Source organism: Methanoculleus horonobensis, from assembly GCF_001602375.1.
GTDB lineage: Archaea > Halobacteriota > Methanomicrobia > Methanomicrobiales > Methanoculleaceae > Methanoculleus > Methanoculleus horonobensis.
In genome coordinates this window covers 1-16,667 of sequence record NZ_BCNY01000011.1, presented here as the reverse complement: position 1 = coordinate 16,667, position 16,667 = coordinate 1, and the positions used below count along the sequence as shown (strand labels likewise).

The window sequence follows — 16,667 nt, the reverse complement described above, 5'->3', positions numbered from 1 at the left end:
CGTATGCGTAGAGAGTTGCCTGTTGATAAGAAACGGCTTGCGTTCCTCGCCTCGGGGCGAGGATCGAACTTTCAGGCGGTGATCGACGCCGTCGCTGCCGGGGATATCCCCGGGATCTGCGTCGGGCTCGTCACCGACAACCCGAAAGCGTACGCGATAGAGCGGGCAAAGAGCGCCGGCATCCCGGTGACGGTCGTCGACTACGCGCGTTTTCCGACGAAAGCAGCCTACGAGGAAGCGCTTTTATCCGCGATGCGGGGCTGCCGGGCCGACCTCTTCGTCCTCGCCGGCTACATGCGGATCCTCGGGGCCGGGATCGTCCGCGAGTTCTCGGGCCGGATGATGAACATCCATCCCGCCCTGCTCCCGGCGTTCTCCGGGCTGCACGCACAGCGGCAGGCGATCGAGTACGGGGTGAAGGTCGCGGGCTGCACCGTCCACCTGGTCGACGAAGGGATGGATACCGGTTCCATCATCGTTCAGCGATGCGTGCCGGTTCTCCCGGACGACGACGAGACGATACTTGCCGACCGGATCCTCGCAGAAGAGCACAAAGCCCTCCCGCTCGCGGTGAAACTCTTCTGCGAGGATCGCCTGGAGGTCGACGGTCGGCGCGTGCGGGTTCGCTGACCGCGGCAATCAACCTCTTATATATTCTCCCGCCTCCAACCTCATGACCCACCACTGAGACGGATCGCACCATGGCAGACAAAACACGAAAATCAGGCTCCCGGAGACTCGCCCGCGAGAGGATCGCTATTCTCTTTGCGCGTGCCGCGGAGTTCTACCCCGAAAACCCCGGCTGGAGCAACCGGTGCGTGGAACTGGCCCGCAGAATCGGCATGCGTCATCGGGTTCGGATAGAGCGGCCGCTGAAACGTCGTTTCTGCCGCCGGTGCTACACCTACCTTGTCCCGGGTTCGAACGCCCGGGTCCGGGTTCACCGGGGGCGCGTGGTCGTCACCTGTCTTGCCTGCGGGCACCGGTCGCGGTTCCCGGTCGGGAGGCCTCGACAATGAGTAGAGAATCATTCCAGGATATCAAACCCACCATCTGGATCGGGAAGCGCGGCATTACGAACGTCATGATCGACGAGATCCGGCGGCAGCTCAAGGACCGGAAGGTCGTCAAAGTGAGGTGGCTCAGAAACACCGAGGTCAATCCCGAGGAGATAGCAGCATCGGCCGGCGCGGTCCTGGCCGAAGTCCGGGGGCGGACGCTCGTCCTTACGGAGCGGCGAAACCGATCGCCCGGGCACAATCCTCGAAATATATAAAACATCACTGGACGAATATGTAAAGACTGTTAGCGAGAGTGAGGTTCATCTATGACGACTGTATATGACATCCCTGCCGATATGCTCATCCGGCAGGTGGCAGAAGAATTCAAGAAAAATTCGCAGATTCAGCCCCCAGACTGGGCAGCTTTTGCAAAGACGGGGGTACACAAAGAGATGCCCCCCGAGAATGACGACTGGTGGTACGTGCGTGCGGCGGCGGTCTTCCGTCGAATCTACACCGACGGCCCTGTTGGCATCCAGAGGATGCGCTCCGCTTACGGTGGAGCACTGAACCGCGGCTCGGCTCCGAACCGGTTCAAGCGGGGGAGCGGGTCGATCGTTCGGAAGATCTTCCAGCAGCTCGAAGCGGCCGGATACGTCGCCCACGGTAGTGGGGGGCGCACGGTGACCCCGGCGGGCAGGTCCTTCCTCGACAACGTTGCGAACGGCCTGAAATCCGAGGCCGCCGCAACCGCCCCGGGTCTTGCGAAGTACTGATCGACAGGAGGTATGACTGATGGTAGACGACGAACTCGCCGAACTGCGCCGCCGCAGAATGGAACAGATGCAGCGGCAGGCGATGGATCAGCAGGGTATGGAGGAAGAGGCCGCACGCCAGCAGCAGATCGATGCACAGGTCCGTGCCGCGCTCATGGAGATCCTCGAACCTGAAGCGAGGGAGAGACTCAACACCATCAAGTTGACCCGACCGGAGTTTGCGAAAGCGGTCGAGCAGCAGCTGGTAATGCTGGCCCAGAGCGGCAGGGTCCGTCAGCGGATCACCGACGAGCAGCTGAAAGCCCTGCTTGGCCAGCTGACGCCGACGAAGAGAGATTTCAGGATTACGCGGAAATAATGGAAGCAGGTGTGCTCTTCTCGGGTGGAAAAGACAGCGCGCTCGCGGCGATAATGCTCGCGCGCGATTACGGCGTGGAACTGAATACCTGTGTATTCGATCCCGACCGCGAGGTTCCCGGGGTGCAGGCCGCAGCGGCCGCCCTGGGCCTCCCCTTCCGTAAGAGAGTGCTTGGAAGAGACCTGCTCTCTGAAGCCGTCGACCTGCTTCTCTCGTGCGGATACCCGAACGACGCGATCGATATGGTTCACCGGACGGCTGTCGAGACCCTCGCGGCCGAGTATGCGGTGGTCGGCGACGGCACCCGCCGTGAGGACCGGGTCCCCCGGCTCGAACGCCCCGAGGTCCAGCACCTGGAGATGACCACCGGCTGCTCCTACGTCCGGCCGCTCCTCGGCTACGGGAAAACCGAGGTGGAGCGGCTCTGTAAGCGATTGCTCGTGGTGCGGTACGGGGAGACCGGCAGCATCGGGAACGGCGACTACGAAGGAGAGATAAGGAGCGCCCTTTGCGCCCGCGGCATCGACCCGGCGTCGCTCTTCCCCTCCAGCCACCTGCAGTCGCTGGTGGTCGCGAGGAGAGAGACCTGAATATTACGAGAGTGAACAATCATGAGTAAATTAATGAAGGGCCGGAAGATCCGGCTGGCAAAGGCATGCGAGCAGAACCGCCGCGTGCCTGCATGGGTGATGATCAAGACCAACCGTGCGGTTGCGTCGCATCCGAGGCGCCGCAACTGGAGACGGAGTTCCCTGAAGGTGTAAGGCTATGGCAGAAGCATTGAAGGAGCATATCTATATCATACCCCTCCGCGAGGTGAAGCGTTCACCCCGGTGGAAGCGGGGCAACACCGCAATCAAGGACATCAGGGCATTTCTTGTGCGGCACATGAAGAGCGAGGACATCAAACTCGATAAGAGCATCAACGAGAAGGTCTGGGAGAACGGCAGTTCCAAACCGCCCCGCAAGATTCGCGTTCGCGCGATGAAGTTCGAGGACGGGCAGGTTCAGGCCGAACTCGCCGAGGAGTGAAATGACGGGGACGATCGATCTCGCCGGCGATCCGAACATCGGCGTTTATGCCCGGGTGTTTGAGGATATAGCGATCGTATACCCCGGGGCGCCTGCGGAGTTCACCGAGACCCTCGTACGGGAACTCGATCTCGAGATCGTGAGCACCTTCATCCAGGGTAGCAGCATCATCGGTTCGCTTGTCTCCGGAAACAGCCAGGGCCTGGTCGTCAGCGGCCTTGCCACCGACGAGGAACTGGCGGTCCTGAGCGAGTACCGGGATATATTCCTGCTCGAGGGGGCCATGAACGCGGCCGGCAACGTTATTCTCGCAAACGATTACGTTGCCGCCGTCCACCCCGAGATGCCGTTCGATGTTGCCGAAGAGATCGGGTCGTTCCTCGGGGTGCCGGTGGTCCGGTTATCGCTCGGCGGTATCAAGACCGTCGGCATGGCCGGGTTCGCGACGAACAAGGGTATCCTTGTCCACCCAAGAGCCAACGATACGGAGATCGCGAACCTCGAGCGGGTGGTCGATCTTCCGATTGGGCTTGGGTCGGTCAACATGGGCAGCGGTCTCGTGGGTACCGGGCTCCTTGCAAACAGCAGGGGATACGTCGCAGGATCCGTCACGACCGGGTTTGAGCTGGGACGAATAGAAGAAGTCTTTGGGTTTTTGGAGTGATACAAGCATGGAGAACCAGATGTTTGAAGTTGTAGGCGCGTGCAAGATCAACAACGAGTGGAAACCGTACCGCAAGGTCGTCGGCGCCCCGAACGAGAACCAGGCAAAAGAAAGGGTTCTTGCCGATATCGGGAGCAAACACCGCCTGAAGAGAAGTTATATCTCTATCGAATCGGTTAACGTAGTAGCTGGTGAATAACGTGAATCAGGCAGATCCTCGCGAGATACAGACCCTCCAGATGTACTTGAACGAGTACGGGCAGCAGATCGAACTCATGACGCAGCAACTCTCGATGATCGAGCAGCAGCGCCTTGAGGGCACCGCCGCCATCGAGACTCTTCGCGCCATCCAGGAGAACGCGGACGGTGCCGTCCTGCTCCCCATCGGTGGAGGTGCCTACCTCCGGGTGAAGGTGCTCGATGCCGGCAACGTTCTCGTGAACATCGGGGCGGACGTCTCCGTCGAGAGGGCCACCGCGGATGCGGTGGAGTATCTGGAGGATCGGATAACCGAACTTGAGGCGCTCGCGAAGAAGGTCGCGGGTTCGGTCGAACAACTTCAGGGCCAGGCAACGGAGATCTCCCGGCGCCTCGAGGCGGCGTATCGGGGGGCCCGGCAGGCTCAGGCAGGCCAGGGCGGAAGTTCATAATGTTTGATTCCTTAAAGAAAAAACTTCAGAATATCAGGACAAAATTCGCCTCGAATATCGAGGAGGCTGCCGCGGCCGAACCGGAGCCGCAGGTTGCAGAACTCCCGGAGGGAGCGGGGACTCAAGAACCCGTCCCCGCCGTACAGCCCGAACCTTCCATCGCGGAGGAGGCGGTGCAGGAGGCCCGGGAGAAGCCTACGTTTTTTGAGAAGGTGAAGGTTCTTGTCCGGGACAGGGAAGTTCTCCTCCAGGAGAAAGACCTCGAGGAGTCACTCCTGGAACTCGAGATGGTGCTTCTCGAAAACGATGTCGCGCTCCCGGTCACGGACGAGATCATCGCCCGGATGCGCCGCGACCTCGTGGGCAGGCACCGTAAGATCGGCGCCTCGGTCGACGACCTGGTCGTATCGACCCTGCGCTCCGCGCTCTGCGGGGTGCTCGGGGAGGGGCTCGACCTCTCGCGCTACATCCGTGAGCACGAGCGCCCGGTGAAGATCCTCTTCACCGGCGTGAACGGGACCGGCAAGACGACGACCGTCGCGAAGGTCGGGCAGTACCTGCAGAAGAACGGCTTTACGGTCGTGATCGGTGCAGGGGACACCTTCCGTGCGGGTGCGATCGAGCAGATACGGACCCACGCCGACCGCCTCGGGATCAAGACGATCCAGCACCAGGCGGGCGCCGACCCCTCCGCGGTTCTCTTCGACGCCGTCCAGTACGCAAAAGCGCACGATATCGACGTCGTCCTCGCCGATACGGCCGGCCGGTTCCACAACCGGGCGAACCTCATGAACCAGCTCGAGAAGATCCGGCGGGTCATGAAGCCCGATCTCGTCGTCTACGTCGACGAGGCGGTTGCGGGGAACGATGCGGTCATCCGTGCCGACGAGTTCAACAAGGCCGTCGGCACCGACGCGGTCGTCCTGACGAAGGCGGACATGGACCCGAAGGGGGGCGCGGCCATATCGGTCGCCCACACCGTGGGAAAACCGATCCTCTTCCTCGGCACCGGCCAGGGCTACGACGACATCATGGCGTTCGAACCCGGGGCGGTGGTGAGCGAACTTCTGGGAGATGAATCCTGATGCTCGATAACCTCGGCACGTCCTTAAAGGACGCCGTCAAGAAACTCGCCGGCAAGACGGTGATCGACCGGGCGGCGGTCGACGAACTGGTGCGCGACCTGCAGCGGGCGCTCCTCTCCGCCGACGTCAACGTCAAACTCGTGATGCACCTCTCCCAGGCGATCAAGCAGCGCGCCCTCGAGGAGGAACCCCCGAAGGGGATGGGCGTCCGCGAGCACGTTCTGCGGATCGTCTATCAGGAACTCGTCCGGATGATGGGATCGCCCGGCGAGGTGGCGCTCGAGCCCCAGACGATCCTGATGGCGGGACTGCAGGGGAGCGGGAAGACCACGACGACGGCGAAACTCGCCCGCTACTTCCAGCGCAAAGGGCTGCGGGTCGGGGTGATCTGCGCCGACACATTCCGGCCGGGTGCCTACGAGCAGTTGAAGACGCTCTGCGACCGGATCAGCGTCCCGTGCTTCGGGGACCCGAAGGAGGCCGATGCACTCAAGATCGTCCGCGAAGGCCTCCCGAAGTACCGCAAGCTCTACGAGGTCATCATCATCGATACCCAGGGGCGGCACGCCCTTGAGGAGAACCTGATCGAGGAGATCGTCAACATCAACGAGATCTCACACGCCGAGCACCGGTGGCTCGTGATCGATGCGGCGCTCGGCCAGCAGGCGAGCGAGCAGGCCCGCCGGTTCCACGAGGCGATCGGGATCGACGGCGTCCTCGTCACGAAGATGGACGGCACGGCGAAAGGCGGCGGTGCGCTCTCGGCGGTTGCCGAGACGCAGAGCGGCATCGTCTTCATCGGGAGCGGCGAGACGATCGACGACCTCGAGCGGTTCGACCCGGACGGGTTCATCTCCCGGCTGCTCGGGATGGGCGACTTGAAAGCGCTCGTCGAGCGGGCGGAGGAAGCCGTCTCGGGCGAGGATCTCGACGTCAACGCGATGCTCAAGGGCAAGTTCACGCTCCGGGACATGTACAAGCAGCTCGAGGCCCTGAACAAGATGGGGCCGTTACGGCAGATCATGAGCATGCTCCCCCTCGGCGGCATGCAGATCCCGGACGACGCCTACGACATCACCAGCACGAAGATGCAGCGCTACAAGGTGATCATGGACTCGATGACGCCCCCGGAACTCGACGACCCGTCGATGATCGGGAGTTCCCGGATCCAGCGCATCGCCCGGGGCGCCGGCGTGACGCCCGACGACGTCCGCGACCTCATCAAGTACTACAAGATCATGCAGCGTGCCTTAAAGGGCATGCGGGGCATGGGCGGCGGCAAGTTCAACATGCAGCGCATGATGAAGAAGTTCGGCGGACCCAGTAGATGAAGCGGTTTGCCGTCGTGGGGCACCTTGCCGTGACGAGCGGCACCTTCAGCCTCAACGATCTCCCCGGGAGCGGCGGGAGGATGGACGTCCTCTGCCGCTCCGTCAACTCCGCGTTCTTCCTTTCTCACGATCTGCGCCGCGACGTCGAGTGCTACCTCGTTCTCTGCGGGGAGCCCGGCCCCGAGAAGACCGTCCTCTTCCGGGGGAACGAAGTCCGGCACCTCTCGCCCGACGAGCGGAGCAGCGCCGCCCTGATCAAGAAGGCGCTCTCGATCCCCTGCGGAGACGAGTTCCGGGAGTCGACTCCGGGCGTCTACGTCCGCCGCGGCGGGCTCTCCCGGCTGCTTGCCGAGATCCCGTTCGCGGTGCTCGACGAGGCGGGCGAGGACGTCAGGGAGGTTCCGGACCTCCCGGAGAACTATCTCCTCTCGGATCACCACAACTTCACCGGGGAGGAGGAGGCTTCGATCGCGGGCTACCCCCGCTACTCGGTCGGCCCGCGGTCGCTGCACGCCGATCACACGATCACCGTCCTCTTAAACGAGATGGACCGGAGGGAATCCTGATGGATATCATACAAGAGGTAGAAGCAATTCTTGGATACGGCGATACCTGCAACCACTGCCTCGGGCGTTTCTTCGGCAAGCGGTCGTTCGGACTTACGAACGAGGAGCGGGGCAGGGCTCTCAGAGTCACCCACGAGCTTGCGGCGAACGAGCCGCACCGCGAACCGGACCCGGATTCTTGCTGGATATGCGCCGGCGAGCTCTCCCGCGCCGAAGACTGGGCAAAGAGAGTCGTCGAGGCAGTGGACGGCATCGAGTTCGAGACCTTCCTTATCGGGACGAAGGTGCCGCCGCTCGTCGCGGAGAGCGAGGAGATGGTCTGGAGCGATCTCTCGCTCCGCGACCCCGAACCGCTGAAGGCCGAGATGAACCGGGAGGTCGGGAAAGCCGTCTCGGCTCTCTCGGGAAAGACGGCCGACTTGAAGAAGCCCGACATCGTCGCGCTCCTCGACCTTGCGGACGGCACTGTCGAGGTGCAGGTGAACCCCGTCTTCTTCGTCGGCCGCTACCTGAAGTACGAGCGCGGGATCCCCCAGACCCACTGGGACTGCCGTGCGTGCCGGGGTGCGGGGTGCGAGAAGTGCAACTTCACCGGCAAGCAGTATGCCGACTCCGTCGAGGAACTGATCGGCCGGCCGGCGATTGAGGCATTCGACGGCGAGAACGCCGTCCTGCACGGTGCCGGAAGAGAGGATATCGACGCCCGGATGCTCGGGTCGGGCCGCCCCTTCGTGATGGAGATTGAGGCGCCGCGGAAGCGTTCGGTGGATCTTGCGGCACTTGAAGTGGAGATCAACCGTACGGCCGAAGGCCGGGTGGCGGTTCACCTTGACGGATGGGCGGACCGGAAGAAGGTGCAAAGCCTTAAATCCGACAAAGCGCATAAAAAATACAGGATCCTGGTCGAGATCGACGGTTCTGTAACCCCAGATGAGTTCAGAGCGGCCCTCGATCAGTTAAAAGGTGTAACGATACGACAGCGCACCCCTTTACGGGTGTCACACCGACGGGCAGATAAAGTTCGGGAACGGCGTGTCCTCGATATCGAATGTACGGGTAGCGTCGACGGCAGATACTGGGTTGAAGTCGTCGGCGAAGCGGGCCTCTACATCAAAGAACTGATATCGGGTGACAGCGGCAGAACCCAGCCCGGCCTTGCCCAGATCCTGGGGCGCACCGCAAGTGTTGTCAGCCTCGATGTGGTGCTGGTCAAAACAGCAAACGAGTATGGTGAGTAATCATGGCACATCACAATGGACCACGCAAGAAGACGCGGTATAAGTTCAAGAAGGACCTCAGAAAGCGCGGTATTCCGCCGGTCACCTCGGTGATCCAGAACTTCGAGATCGGGCAGAGAGTGCACGTCGTGGTCGAGCCGAGTGTCCAGAAGGGCATGCCCCACCGGAGATTCCACGGGAAGACCGGAACGGTCATCGGACAGCGCGGACGCGCATGGGTGCTCGAAGTCAGGGATGGAGATTCGGTAAAACAGGTGATTGCGAGACCGCAACATCTAAAAGCGCAGAAAGTATAATCCTCAACAGTAGTGGTTGGCATGAAGGTAAAACGAATTGTAAGCGAAGAGCGGATGCTGCTTCCCGAGTTGCGGGACACTCTTCTTACGGTGGAGGCAGTCCGGCTCGAGTCCGGAGAGGAGATGTCCTACGAACTTCGTAAGAGCATCGAGCATGCCAACCAGCTTTCAAAAACATCTTCCGAGAAGGCTCACGCCCTTGTCGAGGAGCTCGTGAAACTCGAGAAGATGAAGGAGGATATCGCCTACCGCATCGCGAACCTGATGCCGCGAACCCGTGACGAACTGCGGGCAATCTACGCCAAAGAACGGTTCAACCTTACAACGGAAGAGCTGGACGAGATCCTCGACCTGGTAATGACCCACTTCTGATTGAAGGGGTGGTGCCGATGAAGACCGAAAGGAAAGAGGAGAACGCGGTAGTTATCGATGTCCTCCCCATGGGGTACGTGAGCGAGCAGCGCCCGGTCTACAAGCGCGAGCCGGTTGTTCAGGCGGTCGGCGTGGATCAATTCAAACTGCTCGAACTCATCCCGAAGCAGGGTGCGGATATCCAGCTCTACGATCGCGTCTATATCGGCGATGCGGAACGGGAGAAGATCGAGCGCGTCAAGCGGCGGATCAGCTTCGACGACCTGACGGCGACGGCGAAACTCGAGTTACCGTTCGTGGTCGAGCAGATCGTCCGCGAGAACGAATCGCGGTTCGTCGACTTCTTCAACAAGTCCGTGCCTATCACGCCGAAGTTCCACATGCTGCACCTGCTCCCCGGTATCGGGAAGAAGTTGATGTGGGAGATCCTCGAACAGCGCGGAAAGAAGCCGTTCGAGAGTTTCGCCGAGATCTCCGGGCGGATCAAGTCGCTCCCGCATCCGGACAGGATGATCGTCAGCAGGATCCTGCGCGAGATCGAGGATCCGGACGAGAAATACCACGTCTTTACCTCGAGATGAGCGCTCCGAGAGACCAGCATTTTCTCGTCGACAAAAGGGCCGTCGAGAAGATTGCCGGTTTTGTCGACGTCTCCGGGAGGAGGGTGCTTGAGATCGGGCCCGGTGAAGGGATCCTCACTCGCGCTCTCCTCGACCGGGGCGCAACCGTCATCGCCGTAGAGATCGATCCGGCTCTCGTGGAGGAGCTCGAGATCACGTTCGCCGGCGAGATCGAGGAGGGGCGTCTCGAGATCATCCTGGGCGACGCGAAGAAGGTGGATATCCCGCCGTTCGATATCGTCGTCGCAAACCTCCCCTACTCCGTTTCTTCGAAGATCACGTTCCGGCTGCTTGAGATCGGCTTTGAGGTCGCTGTCCTGATGTATCAGAAGGAGTTCGCCCAGCGGATGGTCGCGCCGCCGGGGACGCCGAATGTGGGCCGTCTCTCGGTGATGGTGCAGACCTACGCCTCGGTAAAACCGCTCCTCGACCTCGGGCCAGGTTCGTTCCGCCCGAGGCCCGCGGTTCGTTCCTGGGTGGTCAGAATCACGCCGCACGAGCCGCCGCACCCGATCGCGGACAGGCAGGTCTACGCGGACATCGTCCGGGTGCTCTTCTCCCACCGGCGTAAGACCGTCCGGAAGGGTCTCCGGAGCGGGAAGGATGCGTTTTCGCCGGAGGCGATCGGGCGGACGATTGCGAGTCTTCCCGATGACCTCCTGCAGCGCCGCCCCGAAGACCTGACGCTCGAGGAGTTCGCCCTGATCGCGAACAAGATGAGCGGGGGTTAGGGATGCTCCCCGATCAGGTTTATCCTCCCGCCGAAGACTCGTTTCTCCTCCTCCGGGCGGCAGAGCGGGAGGTCCGGGCGACTGATCGGGTGCTCGAGGTCGGGACCGGGAGCGGCTACGTTGCTGCCGGGCTTCTCGGCCGGGCGGCGAGCGTGGCCGCGACCGATATCAACCCCCACGCGGTGGCGTGCGCCCGCGCCCGTGGGGTGGCGACGGTCAGAACCGACCTTGTCGCGGGGCTCTCCGGCCCCTTCGATCTCATCCTCTTCAACCCGCCTTACCTCCCGACGGCTCCCGATGAGCGTATCGGCGACTGGCTGGAGTATGCTCTCGACGGTGGGCCGACGGGGCGGGCGACGATCGAGCGGTTCGTTGCGGAGGCCGGGCGGGTGCTTTCGCTCTATGGGCGCATCCTGCTCCTGGTCTCGTCGCTGACCGGGCCGGGTGAAGTCCGGGAACTCTTCGCCCGCCAGGGGTTCGTCTCGTTCGTCGTCGACGAGGAACCGCTCGAGGGGGAGCGGCTCTACGTCCTCCGGGCGATACGGGACCTCTGCCGGATGGGGGCGTGATGTTCCGGGTAGCAGGTTCGAGTCTCGCACGGCGTCGCCTGTTGTCTGGATTTTCGGCCGGAAAATAATCCGCAAAACAGCATCTGCGGTTTTCTTGCGTGTTTTGATGGAAAAAAGAGTGGCGAGTCCTTCCGGTCACACCGTCGAGGGCCTCTCGAACACCTCGTCGAAGGTGAAGTGCGCGAACTCCGCGAACGGTGCATCTAAAATCCCCTTCGCGAGGTCCTCTTTTGCAACGGCGAACGCACCCGCGTCCGGGTACGCGATGAAGGTGTACTCGGTGGTGCCCCGGTACTCCTCCGAGACGGACGCCGACTGCATGAGCGCGATCATCTCCGGCGTGCCGATGGTTCTCTTTTGGTAACTGTCGAGGAGGGCGAGCATGTTCTGGTAGCGGTAGTCCTCGGGCCTGACTTCGGCGTGATAGCCGTCCACCCGCTCGACGGCGGAGGGATAGGCGCCCCGGTAGAGGTAGTAGTTGTTCGCGATAAGCAGGCAGTCGCCCGGTTCGACGACGCCCGGTCCTCGCACCGCGCCGCCGTAGGAGTCCGTCTCGAAGGCCGCCGGGACGCTTCCCGTCCCGTTCCCGTAGGGAGCCGAGACCCCTGCGTTGTTCCCGCCGGTCCTGGTTCCGTTGGCCTTCTCCCAGTAGGCCCATGCCCCGGCAACGTCGTTCTCGCTCTGGAGCGTATTCCTGTAGAGGAAGGTGGTGGGCATGAGATCGGTCGCGTTCCAGTCCGGGATCGACGGCGACGAGTGGGGCACGAGCACCAGGCCGTCCTCGTTCATGCCGTTGAACGTCCCGATGAACCCGGGCCAGTCTATCCCGACCGTGCGTTTCGCGCCCGGACCCGGGTCGGTCGCGATGACGAGCAGGCTGTTCACCGTGACCTTCCGCAGGTCGTTCTCACCGTCCATGTTCTTGCCGTGGATCAACCCGCCGGCAAGCTCGTCGTTCTCCGTCAGGTTGCCCCAGGCGATCGCGCTCGTGCAGAGATGCGGCGAGACGCCGGCGTCACCGGTCACGGTGCGGTTGATGCCGAGGTCTCCCATGTAAAGGCCGTAGAGTTTGTAGTAGAGCATGAAGTCGTAGGTGTTCTCGGCAAGGAGGTCGTAGCGGGTGATGTTCCGCGAGACCGAGGGAAGGTAGAGGTCAGTGCCGCTCGCGGCCATCCCGGCGAGCATGGCGTCGAGCTCGGCCATGTATCCCGGGTTTGCCGGTGCCATATGTTCCCTGATGTAGGGGACGAAGAGTTCCTCGTAGTCGGCGGGCGACTGCATGAACGACTCGATCAGGACGTAGTCGATCCAGTCCCGGATCTGCGGGCCGCAGAGGTAGCCGTAGGCATACGCCCGTTCCTCCGGCGTTCCCCATACCTGGAGGACGTGGCAGCCTTTCTGGACAGTGAGCCTTCCGCCGCCGTTGCCGACGGCGATCTCCCGATCGTCGTCGGGGTAGGGCGTCGGGGCGACGAGGGTTACATCGATGCCGGTCGCGGCACTTCCGGGCGTAACGGCGACTCCGACGGGGGTAAGGTGCGACGGCGTGCAGTACCACCCGGTCGGGTCGCGGTAATCGAGGTGGTCGATCCGGTTGTCATCATCCGTATCCGCCCAGGCGTAGACGGTGTAGTTGCCCGGGGGAAGTTTGGAGATGACGTAATCGCCCGGCGCATCGAGCGCGGCAAAGCCGCTGACGTACTGCGAGCGCTCGGGATGCTCCCCGGTCTCCATAACCCTGATATCCGATGCCGTATACGCCGCGGCGTCGATCGCCGCGACGTAGATTGTTCCTCCCGCGTAATCCCCCATCACACTCCCGGAGATGGAATTTCCACCGGTCGAGGCGGTGTTCGTGCAGCCTGCAGCGGCGATGAGAAGGATCGCCACGCCGAGGATGCACGCGGGCAGGCAAACGCGCAGGAGGCGCTCTGGTACCTGGTTCATTACTTTTTCTTCCGACAGAGGAGGATAAAATCGTATTGAAGTGTTCCTGTGTGCGATACGTGCCGAAGCGCGAGAATCCTGGTCAATTTTGCTGGTTATCGGCTTTTTAAGTCCAGGATGGTTCAAGAGTGAGGGGGCGGAGCGTGATGGCCTGCAGGACTGCCGGGCGGCCCGTTGCCGAAGGTATAGAGCCTGTTGATGCCCTCCCAAGTCCGGTTTCGGCCGGAACGTGGAAACCGGGTCGGTATTCGCCGTTATGCGGCATTTCCTCGGCGGTTTGACCTTCCCCGGAGTTTCCGCAGGATTTTTTGCGAAGTGCCGGGCGATGATTCTCTGCTAAAAACACCCCTCGTTCGAGTGCTTCTAATGGCCTGATTGAATCCTGTATTCGCCCCTTTTTCTAGATTCTGGGGAAAATTATAGTTTAATGTATTGGTCAATCTTTATTCTTCTTCAACTCATATGATAGGTAATACCTTGACGATAAAATACTCCAATAATCTCCTCACCGAGGGACCGGTCGGAAAAGGTCTTTTGGTCGTGGCTCTTCCGATCATCATCAGTAATCTCCTCGCGAGCGTTCTGGAGGTGGCGGATATGTATTTCATCGGCAAACTTGGCGACGTCTCGATCGCCGGCGGAGCGATGAGCATATCCATCATAATAGTGCTTACAACAGTGATCTTTGGGACCGTAACGGCAACGGCTGCATTCGTCTCGCGAGCCTACGGGTCAGAGCGGTATGAACGCATCCCGGTGATCCTTTCGCATTCGCTTTATCTGGCACTCGCCTTCTCGGCGATCCTTATGGTCATCGGTATGTTCTGGTCACAGGATCTCCTCCTGCTTCTCGGAGCCGATCCCGGGGTTGCAGCGGAGGGAGCACGCTTCCTCTCCCCGATGCTGATGGGAATGTTTGCGTTCGTCACGCTGATGATCCTGACGACCGTGTTCCAGAGCACGGGAGATTCAAGAACACCGATGTACGTGATGATCGCAGTGAACATCGTGAACATTGTTCTGAACCCGACGCTGATCATGGGTCTTGGCGGACTCCCGGCGTTTGGAATAGCCGGATCTGCGTATGCGTCCCTTGCCTCGCGCGCGATCGGCGTGCTGCTTCTGATCGGGGTGATGTATCTGCCGTCGAGAAAGAACGGACCGGTCAGGTTTCCAGAGAAATGGACGCTCGAACCACAACTGATCAAGGACGTCGTGAAGGTCACGATACCTTCGGCGGTGCAGAGCGGAGTCCGGAGTTTTGCGTTCCTGGGGATGACAGCGATCGTTGCGCTATACGGCACGGCGGCGGTGGCGGCATACGGCATCTGCCAGCGTCTGGATATGCTGGGTCTGGTCTTCGTGATGGGGCTCTGCACAGGAGTCGCGGTGATGGTCGGGCAGAACCTGGGAGCGGGAAAAGTGGAGAGAGCGGAGAAAGCGGTCCGGCTCGCAATGATCGTGAACGCATCGTTCATGGCGATCGTGGGCGTCTTCTACCTGCTCTCCGCGAAGCATCTCCTGGCGTTCTTCGGCGCGACGGGCGAGTCGCTTGCAGACGGCGTCCTGTTCATGCAGATAATCCCGACGTCCTACTTCGTGATCGCTATGGCGATGACGATGGGGTTTGCGATGAACGGTGCGGGGATGACGAGACCCGGCATGTATGCGGCGATCGCAGGGCAGTTGATCGTGCAGGTGGGAGTTGCTGCGGTCTTTGTGGCGATGCAGATGCCGCTGCAGGCCATCTGGTTCGCGGTGGTCTGCGGCACCGTGGTGGTGTTCCTGTGCGATCTGTTCTTTTACAGGCAGGGGGCCTGGAAGACAAAGAAACTGAATCTCGGCGGAGAGAATTGATCCGGAGAATCTCCGGCAACCATTTTTTCGATCAACCCCGCACGGAGTCTCCGGCCGGGGTGCTTCGCTGACGGCTGAGAATCCGGATGTCTCAAGCACCTGCCGTCACGACCCGTTGCAGGTAACTTGATGCCTTGTAGCGGCGATACCTCTCATCTGTGAGAGCCTGGCCGCTGTTCCGGCGGGGAACTCGCACGGAGGGAGTATCATCACGCACGCGTGGAATCCAAAGGACTATGGGCAGCACTCCGCCGCGCAGCAGGCCTGGGCGCATGAACTGATTGCAAAACTCGCGCTTGCCGGCGACGAGCGGGTGCTCGACCTCGGGTGCGGCGAGGGGAAGGTGACCGCGGAGATCGCGGCCTGCCTCCCCTCCGGCTCGGCGCTCGGCCTCGATCTCTCCTGCGATATGATCGCCTTCGCCCGGGAACGCTTCCCCTCAGAGCAGTATCCGAACCTCCGGTTCATCGAGGGCGACATGCTCGACCTGCCGTTCGATGAGGAGTTCGACGTCGTCTTCTCGAATGCCGCCCTGCACTGGGTTCCCGACCACGGCAGGGTCTTTTCCGGTATCGCTCACGCTCTCCGGCCGGGGGGAAGGATCCTTCTCCAGATGGGCGGGAGAGGCAACGCCGCGCCGATCATGGCGATCGCGAACGAGATGCTCGCAGATGATCCGTGGAGGAAACTCTTCGCCGGCCTGGCCCCGAGTTACGCCTTCTACGGCCCCGAGGAGGAGCGTGAACTGCTGGAAGCGGCAGGGCTCACGCCCCTGCGGGCCGAGTTGATCGGGAAAGACATGGCGTTCGATCTCCCTGACGGCCTTGCGGGGTGGGTTCGGACCATCTGGCACCTCTACCTGAAGCCGCTGCCTGAAGATCTCCGGCCGGCGTTCATCGAAGAGGTGGTGAGCCGATACGTGGAGCGGTTCCCCTCGGCCGACGGCCGGATCCACGTCCCCATGGTGCGCCTGGAGGTGGAGGCGGTCAGAGACCCGGAGCCCTGACCCGGATTTGGGGTGCTCGCGCCCGTCGCCACTCGCACCTGAGGTGTTCCGGCTCCGTTCCTTCGGAACGTCGCCACTCGCACCTTGCGGTGCTCGAGCTCTGTTCCTTCGGAACGTCTCCACTCGCACCTTGCGGTGCTCGAGCTCTGTTCCTTCGGAACGTCTCCACTCGCACCTTGCGGTGCTCGAGCTCTGTTCCTTCGGAACGTCTCCACTCGCACCTTGCGGTGCTCGAGCTCTGTTCCTTCGGAACGTCTCCACTCGCACCTTGCGGTGCTCGAGCTCTGTTCCTTCGGAACGTCTCCACTCGCACCTTGCGGTGCTCGAGCTCTGTTCCTTCGGAACGTCTCCACTCGCACCTTGCGGTGCTCGAGCTCTGTTCCTTCGGAACGTCTCCACTCGCACCTTGCGGTGCTCGAGCTCTGTTCCTTCGGAACGTCTCCACTCGCACCTTGCGGTGCTCGAGCTCTGTTCCTTCGGAACGTCGCCACTCGCACCTTGCGGTGCTCGAGCTCTGTTCCTTCGGAACGTCGCCACTCGCACCTTGCGGTGCTCGAGCTCTGTTCCT

General features: G+C 61.8%; 23 protein-coding genes. 22 read left to right on the top strand and 1 reads right to left on the bottom strand.

What is annotated here, in order from left to right:
• Window positions 1-3: 3 nt before the first annotated feature.
• From purN to MCUHO_RS02095, 20 genes are all read left to right on the top strand, one after another.
• Window positions 4-630, top strand: coding sequence for a phosphoribosylglycinamide formyltransferase (gene purN / locus MCUHO_RS02185; RefSeq protein WP_067072892.1), 627 nt, complete (start codon window positions 4-6; stop codon window positions 628-630).
• 71 nt (window positions 631-701) lie between these two features.
• A complete protein-coding gene (locus MCUHO_RS12225) occupies window positions 702-1,019 on the top strand; it encodes a ribonuclease P protein component 4 (protein WP_084385877.1) in 318 nt (105 codons plus the stop codon).
• Entirely contained in the window at window positions 1,016-1,276 is a 261-nt protein-coding gene (locus tag MCUHO_RS02180) for a YhbY family RNA-binding protein (RefSeq protein ID WP_067072890.1), read from the top strand. The genes MCUHO_RS12225 and MCUHO_RS02180 overlap by 4 nt, the downstream gene beginning before the upstream one ends.
• A 51-nt stretch (window positions 1,277-1,327) precedes the next feature.
• Window positions 1,328-1,777: a 30S ribosomal protein S19e gene (locus MCUHO_RS02175; protein ID WP_067072888.1), complete on the top strand. Its 450-nt coding sequence runs from the start codon at window positions 1,328-1,330 to the stop codon at window positions 1,775-1,777.
• A 19-nt stretch (window positions 1,778-1,796) separates the two neighbouring features.
• A complete protein-coding gene (locus MCUHO_RS02170) occupies window positions 1,797-2,135 on the top strand; it encodes a DNA-binding protein (protein ID WP_067072886.1) in 339 nt (112 codons plus the stop codon).
• Window positions 2,135-2,725, top strand: a complete 591-nt coding sequence (locus tag MCUHO_RS02165; protein ID WP_067072884.1) for a DUF7411 family protein — start codon at window positions 2,135-2,137, stop codon at window positions 2,723-2,725. Before MCUHO_RS02170 ends, MCUHO_RS02165 begins: the two co-directional genes overlap by 1 nt.
• A 21-nt stretch (window positions 2,726-2,746) precedes the next feature.
• Window positions 2,747-2,899, top strand: coding sequence for a 50S ribosomal protein L39e (locus MCUHO_RS02160; RefSeq protein ID WP_054848054.1), 153 nt, complete (start codon window positions 2,747-2,749; stop codon window positions 2,897-2,899).
• Between the two features lie 4 nt (window positions 2,900-2,903).
• On the top strand, window positions 2,904-3,167 hold the full coding sequence (locus MCUHO_RS02155) for a 50S ribosomal protein L31e (RefSeq protein WP_067072881.1): 264 nt from the start codon (window positions 2,904-2,906) through the stop codon (window positions 3,165-3,167).
• Window position 3,168: 1 nt separating this feature from the next.
• Window positions 3,169-3,831: a translation initiation factor IF-6 gene (locus tag MCUHO_RS02150; RefSeq protein WP_067072880.1), complete on the top strand. Its 663-nt coding sequence runs from the start codon at window positions 3,169-3,171 to the stop codon at window positions 3,829-3,831.
• Window positions 3,832-3,838: 7 nt separating this feature from the next.
• Window positions 3,839-4,030 (top strand): 50S ribosomal protein L18Ae, encoded by a 192-nt coding sequence (rpl18a, locus tag MCUHO_RS02145; RefSeq protein WP_067072878.1) that lies wholly within the window; start codon window positions 3,839-3,841, stop codon window positions 4,028-4,030.
• A 1-nt stretch (window position 4,031) separates the two neighbouring features.
• Window positions 4,032-4,481: a prefoldin subunit alpha gene (gene pfdA / locus MCUHO_RS02140; protein WP_067072876.1), complete on the top strand. Its 450-nt coding sequence runs from the start codon at window positions 4,032-4,034 to the stop codon at window positions 4,479-4,481.
• On the top strand, window positions 4,481-5,566 hold the full coding sequence (gene ftsY / locus MCUHO_RS02135; RefSeq protein ID WP_067072874.1) for a signal recognition particle-docking protein FtsY: 1,086 nt from the start codon (window positions 4,481-4,483) through the stop codon (window positions 5,564-5,566). The genes pfdA and ftsY overlap by 1 nt, the downstream gene beginning before the upstream one ends.
• On the top strand, window positions 5,566-6,897 hold the full coding sequence (locus MCUHO_RS02130; RefSeq protein WP_067072872.1) for a signal recognition particle protein Srp54: 1,332 nt from the start codon (window positions 5,566-5,568) through the stop codon (window positions 6,895-6,897). Before ftsY ends, MCUHO_RS02130 begins: the two co-directional genes overlap by 1 nt.
• Window positions 6,894-7,463, top strand: coding sequence for a tRNA (pseudouridine(54)-N(1))-methyltransferase TrmY (gene trmY, locus MCUHO_RS02125; protein ID WP_067072870.1), 570 nt, complete (start codon window positions 6,894-6,896; stop codon window positions 7,461-7,463). The genes MCUHO_RS02130 and trmY overlap by 4 nt, the downstream gene beginning before the upstream one ends.
• Entirely contained in the window at window positions 7,463-8,701 is a 1,239-nt protein-coding gene (locus tag MCUHO_RS02120) for a tRNA pseudouridine(54/55) synthase Pus10 (protein WP_067072868.1), read from the top strand. Before trmY ends, MCUHO_RS02120 begins: the two co-directional genes overlap by 1 nt.
• A 2-nt stretch (window positions 8,702-8,703) precedes the next feature.
• Window positions 8,704-8,997 (top strand): 50S ribosomal protein L21e, encoded by a 294-nt coding sequence (locus tag MCUHO_RS02115; protein ID WP_067072864.1) that lies wholly within the window; start codon window positions 8,704-8,706, stop codon window positions 8,995-8,997.
• Between the two features lie 21 nt (window positions 8,998-9,018).
• Window positions 9,019-9,369: an RNA polymerase Rpb4 family protein gene (locus MCUHO_RS02110; protein WP_067072855.1), complete on the top strand. Its 351-nt coding sequence runs from the start codon at window positions 9,019-9,021 to the stop codon at window positions 9,367-9,369.
• Window positions 9,370-9,386: 17 nt separating this feature from the next.
• A complete protein-coding gene (locus MCUHO_RS02105) occupies window positions 9,387-9,950 on the top strand; it encodes a DUF655 domain-containing protein (RefSeq protein WP_067072852.1) in 564 nt (187 codons plus the stop codon).
• On the top strand, window positions 9,947-10,720 hold the full coding sequence (gene rsmA / locus MCUHO_RS02100) for a 16S rRNA (adenine(1518)-N(6)/adenine(1519)-N(6))-dimethyltransferase RsmA (RefSeq protein WP_067072850.1): 774 nt from the start codon (window positions 9,947-9,949) through the stop codon (window positions 10,718-10,720). Before MCUHO_RS02105 ends, rsmA begins: the two co-directional genes overlap by 4 nt.
• Before the next feature lie 2 nt (window positions 10,721-10,722).
• The gene (locus MCUHO_RS02095) at window positions 10,723-11,289 is read left to right on the top strand and encodes a HemK2/MTQ2 family protein methyltransferase (RefSeq protein ID WP_067072848.1); all 567 of its coding nucleotides are present in this window, start codon (window positions 10,723-10,725) and stop codon (window positions 11,287-11,289) included.
• Window positions 11,290-11,424: 135 nt separating this feature from the next.
• On the opposite strand, the gene MCUHO_RS12720 is transcribed toward MCUHO_RS02095, so the two are convergent.
• Window positions 11,425-13,236, bottom strand: a complete 1,812-nt coding sequence (locus MCUHO_RS12720) for a C45 family peptidase (protein ID WP_067072845.1) — start codon at window positions 13,234-13,236, stop codon at window positions 11,425-11,427.
• Between the two features lie 477 nt (window positions 13,237-13,713).
• On the opposite strand from MCUHO_RS12720, the gene MCUHO_RS02085 reads away from it, so the two are divergent.
• On the top strand, window positions 13,714-15,093 hold the full coding sequence (locus MCUHO_RS02085; protein WP_235808131.1) for an MATE family efflux transporter: 1,380 nt from the start codon (window positions 13,714-13,716) through the stop codon (window positions 15,091-15,093).
• Window positions 15,094-15,238: 145 nt separating this feature from the next.
• A complete protein-coding gene (locus tag MCUHO_RS02080; RefSeq protein ID WP_328585624.1) occupies window positions 15,239-16,099 on the top strand; it encodes a methyltransferase domain-containing protein in 861 nt (286 codons plus the stop codon).
• Window positions 16,100-16,667: the final 568 nt, after the last annotated feature.

Coding starts and splice junctions, on each gene's coding strand:
- purN (WP_067072892.1), top strand. CDS start 4: ATGCGTAGAGAGTTGCCTGTTGATAAGAAACGGCTTGCGTTCCTCGCC.
- MCUHO_RS12225 (WP_084385877.1), top strand. CDS start 702: ATGGCAGACAAAACACGAAAATCAGGCTCCCGGAGACTCGCCCGCGAG.
- MCUHO_RS02180 (WP_067072890.1), top strand. CDS start 1,016: ATGAGTAGAGAATCATTCCAGGATATCAAACCCACCATCTGGATCGGG.
- MCUHO_RS02175 (WP_067072888.1), top strand. CDS start 1,328: ATGACGACTGTATATGACATCCCTGCCGATATGCTCATCCGGCAGGTG.
- MCUHO_RS02170 (WP_067072886.1), top strand. CDS start 1,797: ATGGTAGACGACGAACTCGCCGAACTGCGCCGCCGCAGAATGGAACAG.
- MCUHO_RS02165 (WP_067072884.1), top strand. CDS start 2,135: ATGGAAGCAGGTGTGCTCTTCTCGGGTGGAAAAGACAGCGCGCTCGCG.
- MCUHO_RS02160 (WP_054848054.1), top strand. CDS start 2,747: ATGAGTAAATTAATGAAGGGCCGGAAGATCCGGCTGGCAAAGGCATGC.
- MCUHO_RS02155 (WP_067072881.1), top strand. CDS start 2,904: ATGGCAGAAGCATTGAAGGAGCATATCTATATCATACCCCTCCGCGAG.
- MCUHO_RS02150 (WP_067072880.1), top strand. CDS start 3,169: ATGACGGGGACGATCGATCTCGCCGGCGATCCGAACATCGGCGTTTAT.
- rpl18a (WP_067072878.1), top strand. CDS start 3,839: ATGGAGAACCAGATGTTTGAAGTTGTAGGCGCGTGCAAGATCAACAAC.
- ftsY (WP_067072874.1), top strand. CDS start 4,481: ATGTTTGATTCCTTAAAGAAAAAACTTCAGAATATCAGGACAAAATTC.
- MCUHO_RS02130 (WP_067072872.1), top strand. CDS start 5,566: ATGCTCGATAACCTCGGCACGTCCTTAAAGGACGCCGTCAAGAAACTC.
- trmY (WP_067072870.1), top strand. CDS start 6,894: ATGAAGCGGTTTGCCGTCGTGGGGCACCTTGCCGTGACGAGCGGCACC.
- MCUHO_RS02120 (WP_067072868.1), top strand. CDS start 7,463: ATGGATATCATACAAGAGGTAGAAGCAATTCTTGGATACGGCGATACC.
- MCUHO_RS02115 (WP_067072864.1), top strand. CDS start 8,704: ATGGCACATCACAATGGACCACGCAAGAAGACGCGGTATAAGTTCAAG.
- MCUHO_RS02110 (WP_067072855.1), top strand. CDS start 9,019: ATGAAGGTAAAACGAATTGTAAGCGAAGAGCGGATGCTGCTTCCCGAG.
- MCUHO_RS02105 (WP_067072852.1), top strand. CDS start 9,387: ATGAAGACCGAAAGGAAAGAGGAGAACGCGGTAGTTATCGATGTCCTC.
- rsmA (WP_067072850.1), top strand. CDS start 9,947: ATGAGCGCTCCGAGAGACCAGCATTTTCTCGTCGACAAAAGGGCCGTC.
- MCUHO_RS02095 (WP_067072848.1), top strand. CDS start 10,723: ATGCTCCCCGATCAGGTTTATCCTCCCGCCGAAGACTCGTTTCTCCTC.
- MCUHO_RS12720 (WP_067072845.1), bottom strand. CDS start 13,236: ATGAACCAGGTACCAGAGCGCCTCCTGCGCGTTTGCCTGCCCGCGTGC.